Below are 10,690 nucleotides of genomic sequence, written 5' to 3' on the forward strand. Positions count from 1 at the left end.
CTACACGCTCCCCCTCACGCTCCAGAGGTGCCTCGCGGCGGCCGATCCGAGCGATCTGAACCCCACTCGCACGACCGACCCGAGATCGCCTGTGAGCACAGTTCTCGGATTCTGAGCACCCGATTTTCAACAGACTTCTAGGGCGGGTTGCCTATCAGTCCAGAGTGACGATAGGGCTGGTTTACCGCATTCCGGGGAAGTTTGTGCTCTGGACCGATGCGAAAACTGCTCTAGCCATCGGCGTGAGTCGCGCGCGAATCCGAAGCCGTGGCACCGCCATGCGAGAGAGGGGGTGCCGCCCGAAGTCCGGGGAAAAGCAGATGCCGATGCCCGCCAGGGAGCATCGGCATCTCTGCATCTACCGAACTGACGTTGTGGGCGACGCGTTCGCCGCTGACGATCAGCGCGCCGCGCCGGAACTTCCGGACTGCTCGACTTCGCGGAAGAAGTCCCCGATGCGCTGCATGCCCTGGGCGAGCATCTCCGGGGTGGCGACCCAGGAGAGGCGGAGCCAGCCCTCGGCGCTCTCGCCGAAGGCGCGGCCAGGGACGGTGACCACGCGCCGCTCCACCAGCAGCCGCTCCGCCGCATCGACCGAGGCGGCGGCGAGGGCCGGGGGGAGCATCACCATGCAGTAGAACGCGCCCTCCGGCGCCAGGTGCGGCACGCCGTGCTCGTGCGCCAGCCGCAGCAGCATCTCGCGGCGGCGGGCGTAGAGCGGACGCTGCGCCCGGAGCCCGCCGTCCTGGCGGAAGATCGCGAGCGCGACCTGCTCGGAGAAGGTGCTGGACGCGGTGTTGACCAGCTGGTGCACCTTCACCGCCTCGGCGATCACCTCCGCCGGGCCGATGAGCCAGCCCAGGCGCAGGCCGGTGAGCGCGTTGCTCTTGGAGAGCGACCCGGCGACCAGCGTGTCGGGATGGTAGGCGGCGATGGAGACGGGCGGCTCGGGCGTGTAGTACAGCTCGCGGTACACCTCGTCCGACAGCACGTACACCGGAGGCCCGGGGCGCTCCGCCAGCCCGCGCGCCAGCGCCTCCAGCTCCGCCGCGGGCCACACGCGGCCGGTGGGGTTCGACGGAGTGCTGAGGATGATCATGCGCGTGTCCGGCCCCATCGCCTCCAGCAGCGTGGCGGCGCAGGGCGCGAACCCGTCGTCCGCCGACAGCGCCACGGTGCGGTGCCGGATGCCTTCCATCACGCAGATCTTGGGATACGCCAGGTAACACGGCTCCACAATCAGCACCTCGTCGCGGGCCGGGTCCAGCACCGTCTTGATCGCGAGGTAGATCGCCTCTTCCGAGCCCACCGTGATGCAGACGTTCGCCGCCTCCGTCTTCCCGGGGTGCGCGTGGTATGTGGCGATGGCTTCGCGCAGGGCGCCGTAGCCCGCGTTGGGCGAGTACGGGCAGCCGTTCTCGCGCACCCACGCCAGCGCGGCCTCGAACGCGGCGGGGTCGGGGTGCAGCGTGGGCTCGCCGAGGCCCAGGTCCACGTCGCCGGGCTGCTTGCGCGCGTTGATGGCGCGGATGAGCGACGGTGCGATGCGCGCGAGGAGCGGGTTCATGCGGCGAAGAAGCGGTGGAGGGCCATGAAGCAGCTCTCCAGCGAGTCCACGCTGCACCACTCGTTCGCCTGGTGGCACTGCGATGTCTCGCCGGGGCCGAAGTTCACGGCGGGGATGCCGTGCGAAGTGAAGCGCGCCACGTCGGTCCACGCCTGCTTGGGGAGGATGCGCAGCCCCTCGCGCCGCGCCCACTCCGCGATGACCGGATGGTCCGAGTGCACCGTCCCCGCCGGCGCCGAGTCGATCACCTCCACGTCGGCATCCTCCCCGACGATGGAGCGCAGCTCGGCCTCCGCGCCCTCCGCCGTGTTGCCGGGGGCGAAGCGGAAGTTGACGTTCAGCATCATCGCGTCGGGCACCACGTTCTTGCTGTTCTCGGTGCGCGCCTGCGTGACCACGATCACCTCGTAGAAGGTGAGCCCGTCCACCACCACCTCCCGCCGCTCCAGCCGGTTGAAGCGCTCCAGCAGCGGGACGGCGCGGTAGATGGCGTTGATGCCCTGCCACGGCCGCGCGCTGTGGGCCCGCACGCCGCGCACGGTCACCGTCGCGTGCAGCACGCCCATGCAGCCGGGCTGCATCGCCTGGTCGGTGGGCTCCAGGATGAAAGCGAAGTCGATCTTCGGCAGGGCGGGGGTGAGCAGCACCGCCTCCAGCCCGTTGCCTTCGGCCGGGCCCTCCTCGCCGTCGTAGAAGATCCACACCGGCCGCGCCGTCCCCAGCTCGCGCCAGCGGTCCAGCAGCGCGAGCATCACCGCCACGCCCGCCTTCATGTCGCTGGCGCCGCAGCCGTACACGCGGCCTTCGTTGATGCCGTACGGCTGCCCCTCCGCGCACCTCACCGTATCGAGGTGGCCGACGAGCGCCACCGTTGGCCGTCCGTCCCCCGCCGCGCCCGACGGGTCGCACACGACGGAGTTGCCGATGCGCACCACGCCGGCCTTGCCCGCCACCGCCTCGCAGCGCGCCTGCACCCAGTCGGCGATCGCCGTCTCGTGCAGCGTCTCGCTGGGTATCTCGCACAGCTCCAGCGTGGTGCGCGCCAGCTCGTCGCGAATCGCCTCCGCATCGGGCGAGCGCGTCTCCACCGCGGCATCCGTCATCGTCCCGCCCCTCCTCTACAGAAGCCAATCGGATGATGCGCATCTCACGGGGCGCATCAACCGGAAATCATCTACCGAACCCGATATCGTCGCCGGACGCACATCATCTGTCTGACGGAAGTGCGTCCGTCGTTCCGCGGCATCGTCACGCCGGCCGACCGTCGGCGCGTCCGAGACACGGTCCGACACGCAGGTCGGACCCTACAGGGGTGAATCGTTTCCGCCGAAGGAAAGCCGCGTCAGACCTGGACGTTGAAGGTGCGCAGGACGTCGTTGAGCGAGGTCTTGCGGTCGGTGCTCTCCTTGCGCTTGCCGATCAGCAGGGCGCAGGGGACGTGGAAGGTGCCCGCCGGGAACTCCTTCGGCACCGTGCCGGGGATGACGACCGAGCCCGCCGGCACGCGGCCCTTGGTGGTCACCGGCTCGCTGCCCGTGACGTCGATGATGGGGGTCGATGCGGTGAGCACCACGTTCGCGCCCAGCACCGCCTCGCGCTCCACGACCACGCCCTCGACCACGATGCAGCGCGAGCCGATGAACGCGCCGTCCTCCACGATCACCGGCGAGGCGCCCGGCGGCTCCAGCACGCCGCCGATTCCCACGCCGCCGGACAGGTGCACCCCCGCGCCGATCTGCGCGCACGAGCCCACGGTGGCCCACGTGTCCACCATCGTGCCCGCGCCCACGTACGCGCCGATGTTCACGTAGCCGGGCATCACCACACAGCCGGGCTCCAGGAACGCGCCGTAGCGCACCACGCCGGGCGGAACCACGCGGATGCCCTGCGCCTCCAGGTCGGTCTTGGGGCGGATCTTGTCGTAGAAGCGCAGGTCGCCGGCCTCCATGGGCTCCAGCGGGCGCAGCGCGAAGTACAGGAGGATGGCCTCCTTGACCCACGCGTTCACCGTCCACGCGCCATCGGCGCCGCGCTCGGCCACGCGCACCTGCCCGCGGTCCAGCAGGTCGATGGTGCGCACCACCGCCTCGCCCGCCTCGCGGTCCTTCAGCCGCTCGCGGTCCGCGAACGCGCCCGACACCAGCCGCTCCAGGTCGCCCAGCTCCATCCGTAGCCTCGCATCTCCGGTTTTCTCGCCTGCGCGCCCGCCTGCCCGCGCGTGGGGCCGGAACGTAGCCCGCGGCCTCCGCTGCCACAAGCGCGCCACCGCCGCAAATGGCACGACCGCGCCGGGTTCGGTAGATTGGAAGCCCGCCCGCCGCGCCTCCGTTTCCGGGAGACGCGGGGCGGACGGCAGAGCACTTCACCCCCGCTTCCAGGGACGTTTCCGCAGATGACCAAGGCCACCCGCCTCCGTGCCGTGCTCGCTGCCACCGCCGTCGCGGGCGTCGTGCTCGTAGGCTTCTCCGCCGCGCGCATGCGCTCCCTGCGGCAGCCCGCGTTCCACGGCACCGCGCAGGAGCAGGTGCTGCCGGCGACGGACTTCTCCCTGGTGGACCACGAGGGCAGGCCGGTCACGCTGGCGAGCTACCGCGGCAAGGCGGTGCTGCTCTTCTTCGGCTACACGCACTGCCCGGACGTCTGCCCGCTCACCCTGGCGCGGCTCAGCGGCGTGCTCGCCGGCATGGGCGACGACGCGGACGGCGTGCGCGTGCTGCTCGTCACGCTGGACCCGGCGCGCGACACGCCGCCCGTGCTGGCCGCGTACGCCAAGCGCTTCGGCCCGCAGGTGGTGGGCCTCACCGGCGACTCCGCGTCGCTCGAGGCCGTGAAGCACGGCTACGGCGCCTACACGATGCCCGCGTCGGAGGGCATGCCCGGCCACGGCGGCACGCACGGGCAGATGGGCCACTCGTCTGCCGTGTACGGCATCGACCGCGAAGGACGGCTGCGCGTGATCATCTCCGACATGGCCACCACCGCCGAGACCCGCGACGACGTGCGGACCCTCGCCGGGCTCTGACGCGAACGCGGAAGTGAACCACGGCGGCGCATCGGGATACCAATACGACTTGCGATCAGCACGGGGCGGTGGGCGCGCGGTGTTACACACTCGCGACGCGGCGTTACGCCCGGCTCGCGCATCGCAGGCTTGTTTGAGCAGCGTCCGTACGTCTCCCCAGGACCCGAGGACTCCATGCCACGGCTGATCCCGACCGACGACCGCTACTACGACCTGCTGGAAGAGCTTGCCGGCCACCTGCCGCCCGCGGCCGCGCTGCTGGCCACGGTGCTGGACGACCCCACGCGCAGCGACGAGCTGGCCGGCCGCGCCCGCCGCGCCGAGGACGCCGCCGACGCCCTCGCGCGCCGCATCGTGGAACGGCTGGACCGCACGTTCGTCACGCCGCTGGACCGCGAAGACATCCACGCGCTCGCCGCGGCCATCGACAACCTGGCCGACCTGCTGGAAGACGCCGTGGAGTCCATCGGCATGTTCCACCTGACGGGCGTGGATGCGCCGACCCGCGAGATGGCCGCCGTGGTCGTCCGCCTCACCCAGCTGCTGGCCGAGGCGACCGCCGCGCTCAAGCAACCCAAGAGCGTGCTGGAGCGCACCGGCGAGGCGCACGGGCTCGTGGAGCAGGCCGACGCGCTGTACGAGAAGGCCGTCGCGGACGCCATGGAGGGCCGGCCCGACCCGCTGGACGTGCTCAAGCGCAAGGGCATCTGCGACAAGCTGCAGGTCGTCACCGGCGTGCTCCAGGACGCCTTCAGCCTCCTCGAAAGCGTCGCCATCAAGCAAGGCTGACGCGCCGCCGCACATCTACCGACGGTCGATCGAATGGCCCGCGGCCGGGTGATTCGCTCCGGGCACGTCGGAGCGGTAGTTGCGATCCGCCGGCAGGAGGTGGATCGGACAACGACGGAAGATGTGAGGCAGACGACGAAAGCGGGGCCGCCACTCTGACGGCCCCGCTTTTCGTTGGATGCACATCTGCCGATGATGTGGCGTCGGATGCACATCAACCAATAACGTCAGATGCACATCTACCGATGACGTTGGATGCACATCTACCGATGACGTCCATGCATCCCCCAAGCGCTTCCGCAGGAGTGCGCCGCTCGCCGCCCAGCCATCTCCGCCGATGTGCAGCATCCGTCGGCGCATCTCCGCAGACATCCGGCCGCCTCCCCTGGCTCGGCTACTCGGCGTCGGGCTCGCGGACGCGGCCGTCGCGAGTGGGAGCGGCGTAGACCACGTGCTCGAACTGCGTGGCGTTCCACGGGTTGTACTTCTCCGGAGGCACGAACGCCTCCTCCAGCACCTCGGCCGACGTGAAGCGTTCCGTCTCTATGTTCTTCCATCCGTTCTGCCCGCCGCTGCTGTATCCGCTCACCTGGAATGCATGGAAGAGCCGCTTGCCCTTGGACGACACATAGAGTATGAGCGGCTGGACCGTGCGCTGCTGCCCATCCTCTTCCGTGAGCCGCACGAGCTTGCCCTCTCGCGCGGCGCGAACGAAGGTGTCCTCAGTGTCCATATTGGTGGCGAGCGTCGTCTTCGGCATGGTGTCAGGCTCCTGCTCGGGGTGCCGTGATCCTACTCGGGGAGGGCGCGGAAGGCTTCTTCCAGCTCGCGGCGGGTGACCTCGTCCAGCTCAAGCGACTCGGCGCGTACGCTGCTCTCGATGCTCTCCGCGCGGCTGGCGCCGGGGATGACCGCGATGGCCGGCGAGACGCCCAGGATCCACGCCAGGACCATCTCCTCGGGCGTGGCGCCGTGGCGGCCGGCGATGTCGCGCAGCTCCGCGCTTTCGCGCAGCAGCTTCACGCGCCGGCCGCCGCCCACGGGGCTGTACGGGAGGAAGGTGATGCGCGCGTCTTCGCAGTGGCGGATCACGCCCGTCTGCTCGGACGAGCGGTCCCACGGGTTGTAGCGGTTCTGCACCGAGGTGACCGGCACCAGCGCCTCGGCCATGCGCACCTGCATGAGCGTGACGTTGGAGAGGCCCACCGCGCGAACCTTGCCCTCGTCGCGCAGCCGCGCCAGCTCCCCCACGCTGTCCGCGAACGGCACCGCCGGGTCCGGCGCGTGCAGCTGGTACAGGTCGATGCGGTCCACGCCCAGGTTCGCCAGGCTGCGCTCGCACGCCGCACGTAGGTGCTCCGGCCGCCCGTCGCTCTCCCACCGGCCCTCGGGCCTCGTGAGCCCGCCCTTGGTGGCGACCACCACGTCGTCGCCCGCGCCGGCCTCGCGCAGGCCGTCGCGGACCAGGCGCTCGTTGTGGCCCAGGTCGCCGTCGTCCAGGCAGTACACGTCGGCCGTGTCCACCAGCGTCACGCCCAGCTCCACCGCGCGCCGCACCACCGCCAGCCCCTGCGCGCGGTCCGGCCGGCCCTGGATGGAGAGCGGCATCCCGCCCAGCCCCACCCGGGTCACGCGCCTGCCCGTGCGCCCCAGCCCCACCTCTCGCATGCGCTCTCCGCGGTAGAAGGAAACGCAACCGCCGATGCAGAAAGGGTTCCAGCGGCCCGCCGCCTGCGTGGTGCCGCCGCGGGGCAGGCCGTGGAGCCGCAACGCACTCTCGAGGGAACGCATGCCGCCGAGCCGCAGGGCGGGGGACCGGGGCTGGATCAAGTGGGTGGGGTGGGCGGCGTGCCTGGCGCTGGCCGGCTCGCTCACCTACACCTTCGTGTCCGCGCTCACCGGCAAGGGGAGCGAGGTGGACCCGCTCTTCTTCGGCATGCAGAGCGTGGCGTCGCTGCTCTTCCTGGTGTACAGCGTGAAGCTGCGCAACCGCATCTTCGTGGCGGCCAACTCGGTCGCGGTGCTGAACGCGCTGGGAACGCTGGTCGTGGCGGCGCTAAAGTGAGCGCCGCTCAGTCGTTTCCGGCACCGCTGCTGCTTGACCGCACGCGTGGCGCGGTGTATCGTGCTCTGTCTTCCAGCCCAGCCCCGCCCTTCCGCAAGGGCAAGCCGCTCCGCCAGCCGGGGCGCCGCCCCGCCCGGATCCATCTCCAAACCGCATCCTGAAGGAGAGAGTCGTATGAGACGAAGTCTCGTCATCGCCGGAACCGCGCTCGCCACCGCGGCTCTGTCGTCCGTCCACGCCCACGCGCAGGGCTCGGCCGTGATGACGCACGGGTCGTGCGCCACCGCGCTCGGCGCGGCGGGCGTGGCGTCGCCGTGCGACGACGGCTCCGCCATCCTGTTCAACCCCGCGGGCCTGGCCAACCAGGGCAGCGTGGTGAGCGGCGGCGTCACCGGGATCACCACCGGCGGCGAGTTCACGTACGACGTCACGGGCACCAAGTTCAAGCGCGAGCAGGGCACCAAGGCGGTGCCGTGGGGCTACGCCTCGGTGCGCGCGGGCAGCCGCCTGGCCTTCGGCGTGGGCGGCTTCGCCCCGTACGGCCTGGGCGTGGACTGGCCGATCGGCTTCGAGGGCCGCTACGTCAGCTACGACACCGAGCTGAAGAACATCTACATCCAGCCCACCGTGGCGCTGCGCCTCACGCCGCGCCTGTCGGTGGGCGGCGGCGTGGACATCGTGCGCGCCTCCATCCGCATCCACCAGCGCGTGGACCTTGCCACCACGCCCACCACCACGGCGGGCGTGACCTTCGGCAACCTGGGCTTCTCGTCGGGCACCGACTTCGCCGACGCGCTGCTCGAGGGCGACGGCAGCGCGGTGACCTTCAACGTGGGCGCGCAGGCCAAGCTGAACGACAAGTGGAACCTGGGCGTGCGCTACCTGCACTCGGCCAAGATCGACTACGACGGCACGGCCGACTTCAGCCAGATCTCCACCGGCATCGTCCTGCCGGGCGGCAACCCGCTCGGCCTGCCCGCGGGCACCCCGCTCGACGCGGTGCTGGCCGGCCAGTTCGCCGCTGGCGGCCGCCTGGTGGACCAGAAGCTGAGCACCTCGCTCACGCTGCCCAGCCAGCTGGTGGTGGGCCTCGCGTGGCACCCGGTGCCCTCGCTCAAGCTGCTGGGCGACTACCAGCGCACCGGCTGGGAGAGCTTCGACAGCGCGCAGATCGAGTTCAAGAACGGCGGCCCCAGCTCGCCGCTCATCCTGGACTACCAGAACACCAACACGTACCGCTTCGGCGCCGACTTCGCCGCCACGCAGGCGCTGAACCTGCGCGCGGGCTTCATCTTCAACACCGCCGCCGAGAAGGCCGCGTCGGTGTCGCCGCTGCTGCCCGAGGGCGAGCGCAACTACCTCACGGCGGGCCTGGGCTACCGCGCCGGGCCGCTGGCGCTGGACCTGGGCTACCAGCACATCCACCAGTCGGACCGCCGCGGCCGCGTGCGCTCGCGCACCTCGACCGCGCAGGGCCCCGAGATCAACACGGGCGTCTACCACGTGAACGCCCACGTCCTGAACGCGACCGTCGCGATCCACTTCGGCGGCCACGGCCGCGCCGAGAACCCCTGACCCGGCGCGCCGCGCCTCACCGAAGGAGCCAAGAACCATGAGCAGACCGAAGTTCCTGCGTCTCGCGCTCCCCATCGCCGGCTTCGCGCTGGCGGCGGGCTGCGCGATGGACGACCAGACGATCCTGACCTCCAACGCCGTGCAGCCGGTGCCGCTGTTCGCGCGCTACGTCTCGATGGGCAACTCGATCACCGCCGGCTACCAGTCCGGCGGCATCAACGACAGCACGCAGCGCCAGTCGTACGCGGTGCTGCTGGCGGCCAAGGCCAATGCGCCGTTTAACATCCCGCTCATCAACAAGCCGGGCTGCCCGCCGCCCTTCACGGCGCCGCTGGGCACCACGGGCCGCCTGAGCGGCGGGACCGCCACCACCTGCGGGCTGCGCACCTTCCAGCTCAACACGGCGGTGCAGAACCTGGCCGTGCCGGGCGCCACGGTAGGCTCGATCTTCAACAACGTGTACGCCTCGAATACGCTCACCACCCTGATCCTGGGCGGCGAGACGCAGCAGCAGCGCATGCAGGAGTACAAGCCGACGTTCGTGTCGGCCTGGATCGGCAACAACGACGCGCTGGGCGCCGCCACCAGCGGCGTGCTGGGGCCGCTGGCCGCGGGCGCCGACTCGTCGCTGACGCCGCTGGCCAAGTTCAAGGTGCGCTACGACACCGTGGCCGCCGGCATCAAGGCCGCGGGCGTGCAGGGCGCCGTGCTCATCGGCGTGGTCGACGCGGTGCAGGCCGCCCCGCTGCTGCAGCCGGGCGCGTACTACTTCCTCTCGCGCGACGCCGCCGGCCTGTTCAACGGCAAGGCGGTCAACAACAACTGCTCGCCGGTCACGGCGCTGGGCACGCCCAACCCGCTCTCGGCCAACATGGTGTCGTTCGCCATCGTGGGCGACGCGGCGTTCCCCGAGATCAACTGCGACCCGAACGCGCTCCCGGCGGCCGACCCGCGCCGCGGCGTGTACCTGCTGGACACCAACGAGCAGGCCATCGTCCGGCAGCGCATCGCCGACTACAACGCCTACATCGCGTCGGTGGCCACGGCGAACGGCTGGGCCTACCTGGACCCGAACGTCCTGCTGGGCCAGCAGCTCGCCATCACCACCACGGTGGCCGGCAACCCGCTGTTCCAGGGCATCCGCAAGTGCCAGCTCCTGGCGACGGCCACCACGGCGGCGGCGTTCCAGACCGCGGTGCTGCGCTCGTGCCCGGTGCCCACCACGGGCGCCACGGCCGCGCTCTCGGCGCCCAACTTCTTCGGCTCGCTGTTCACGTTCGACGGCGTGCACCCCTCGGCGGCGGCGCACGTCATCATCGCGAACGAGCTGGCGAAGGTGATCAACGCCAAGTACGGGACCTCGCTCGCCACGACCTGACGCAGGCCGGGCGAACGCAGGACACGAAGGGGCGGCTCCTCGCGGGGCCGCCCCTTCGCGCACCTATGCCCTCGCGACACCGCGGCAGGATTGCTATATTTGCGCCCCGCAGGGGATTGCGAGAGCGGCGGAGCCCCCTCCCCCAGCCCCTCCCCCAAAACTGCCTGGGGGAGGGGAGCCTGGTCCACGGCGGGGGAGAGCGCCGCGTGCGCCGGGAGGCTCCGGTTCCGCCCCAAGTCTATCACCCGCAAGCAGTTCTCCCCTCTCCCGCTTGCGGGGGAGGGGCCGGGGGAG

At 70.9% G+C, this 10,690-nt stretch carries 10 protein-coding genes; 5 read left to right on the forward strand and 5 right to left on the reverse strand.

All coding sequences use genetic code 11. The features are described from left to right. Nucleotides 1-400 precede the first annotated feature (400 nt). From VFE05_16445 to VFE05_16455, 3 genes are all read right to left on the reverse strand, one after another. Nucleotides 401-1,567 (reverse strand): pyridoxal phosphate-dependent aminotransferase, encoded by a 1,167-nt coding sequence (locus VFE05_16445; protein ID HET6231665.1) that lies wholly within the window; start codon nucleotides 1,565-1,567, stop codon nucleotides 401-403. Then, entirely contained in the window at nucleotides 1,564-2,670 is a 1,107-nt protein-coding gene (dapE, locus tag VFE05_16450; GenBank protein ID HET6231666.1) for a succinyl-diaminopimelate desuccinylase, read from the reverse strand. The genes VFE05_16445 and dapE overlap by 4 nt, the downstream gene beginning before the upstream one ends. Nucleotides 2,671-2,909: 239 nt before the next feature. Next, nucleotides 2,910-3,734: a 2,3,4,5-tetrahydropyridine-2,6-dicarboxylate N-succinyltransferase gene (locus VFE05_16455; GenBank protein HET6231667.1), complete on the reverse strand. Its 825-nt coding sequence runs from the start codon at nucleotides 3,732-3,734 to the stop codon at nucleotides 2,910-2,912. A gap of 225 nt (nucleotides 3,735-3,959) precedes the next feature. On the opposite strand from VFE05_16455, the gene VFE05_16460 reads away from it, so the two are divergent. Then, the gene (locus VFE05_16460) at nucleotides 3,960-4,589 is read left to right on the forward strand and encodes an SCO family protein (protein HET6231668.1); all 630 of its coding nucleotides are present in this window, start codon (nucleotides 3,960-3,962) and stop codon (nucleotides 4,587-4,589) included. A gap of 174 nt (nucleotides 4,590-4,763) precedes the next feature. Then, nucleotides 4,764-5,378, forward strand: coding sequence for a DUF47 family protein (locus VFE05_16465; protein ID HET6231669.1), 615 nt, complete (start codon nucleotides 4,764-4,766; stop codon nucleotides 5,376-5,378). A 394-nt stretch (nucleotides 5,379-5,772) separates the two neighbouring features. Here the strand turns inward: VFE05_16465 and VFE05_16470 are convergent, their stop codons facing one another. Together VFE05_16470 and VFE05_16475 are read right to left on the reverse strand one after the other, a co-directional pair. Beyond that, nucleotides 5,773-6,138 carry a hypothetical protein gene (locus VFE05_16470; protein HET6231670.1) on the reverse strand — a complete coding sequence of 122 codons (366 nt, stop codon included), beginning with the start codon at nucleotides 6,136-6,138 and terminating at the stop codon, nucleotides 5,773-5,775. A 32-nt stretch (nucleotides 6,139-6,170) separates the two neighbouring features. Continuing rightward, nucleotides 6,171-7,046 carry an aldo/keto reductase gene (locus tag VFE05_16475; protein ID HET6231671.1) on the reverse strand — a complete coding sequence of 292 codons (876 nt, stop codon included), beginning with the start codon at nucleotides 7,044-7,046 and terminating at the stop codon, nucleotides 6,171-6,173. 121 nt (nucleotides 7,047-7,167) lie between these two features. Between VFE05_16475 and VFE05_16480 the strand changes: the two genes are divergently transcribed. From VFE05_16480 to VFE05_16490, 3 genes are all read left to right on the forward strand, one after another. Further along, nucleotides 7,168-7,443: a hypothetical protein gene (locus VFE05_16480; protein ID HET6231672.1), complete on the forward strand. Its 276-nt coding sequence runs from the start codon at nucleotides 7,168-7,170 to the stop codon at nucleotides 7,441-7,443. A 174-nt stretch (nucleotides 7,444-7,617) separates the two neighbouring features. Further along, nucleotides 7,618-9,018 (forward strand): outer membrane protein transport protein, encoded by a 1,401-nt coding sequence (locus VFE05_16485; GenBank protein ID HET6231673.1) that lies wholly within the window; start codon nucleotides 7,618-7,620, stop codon nucleotides 9,016-9,018. Nucleotides 9,019-9,055: 37 nt separating this feature from the next. Continuing rightward, nucleotides 9,056-10,396: an SGNH/GDSL hydrolase family protein gene (locus VFE05_16490; GenBank protein ID HET6231674.1), complete on the forward strand. Its 1,341-nt coding sequence runs from the start codon at nucleotides 9,056-9,058 to the stop codon at nucleotides 10,394-10,396. Nucleotides 10,397-10,690: the final 294 nt, after the last annotated feature.

Source organism: Longimicrobiaceae bacterium (assembly GCA_035696245.1).
In the GTDB taxonomy this organism is placed as follows: Bacteria; Gemmatimonadota; Gemmatimonadetes; order Longimicrobiales; family Longimicrobiaceae; genus DASRQW01.

Coding starts and splice junctions, on each gene's coding strand:
- VFE05_16485 (HET6231673.1), top strand. CDS start 7,618: ATGAGACGAAGTCTCGTCATCGCCGGAACCGCGCTCGCCACCGCGGCT.
- VFE05_16465 (HET6231669.1), top strand. CDS start 4,764: ATGCCACGGCTGATCCCGACCGACGACCGCTACTACGACCTGCTGGAA.
- VFE05_16480 (HET6231672.1), top strand. CDS start 7,168: ATGCCGCCGAGCCGCAGGGCGGGGGACCGGGGCTGGATCAAGTGGGTG.
- VFE05_16455 (HET6231667.1), bottom strand. CDS start 3,734: ATGGAGCTGGGCGACCTGGAGCGGCTGGTGTCGGGCGCGTTCGCGGAC.
- VFE05_16460 (HET6231668.1), top strand. CDS start 3,960: ATGACCAAGGCCACCCGCCTCCGTGCCGTGCTCGCTGCCACCGCCGTC.
- VFE05_16490 (HET6231674.1), top strand. CDS start 9,056: ATGAGCAGACCGAAGTTCCTGCGTCTCGCGCTCCCCATCGCCGGCTTC.
- VFE05_16475 (HET6231671.1), bottom strand. CDS start 7,046: ATGCGAGAGGTGGGGCTGGGGCGCACGGGCAGGCGCGTGACCCGGGTG.
- dapE (HET6231666.1), bottom strand. CDS start 2,670: ATGACGGATGCCGCGGTGGAGACGCGCTCGCCCGATGCGGAGGCGATT.
- VFE05_16445 (HET6231665.1), bottom strand. CDS start 1,567: ATGAACCCGCTCCTCGCGCGCATCGCACCGTCGCTCATCCGCGCCATC.
- VFE05_16470 (HET6231670.1), bottom strand. CDS start 6,138: ATGCCGAAGACGACGCTCGCCACCAATATGGACACTGAGGACACCTTC.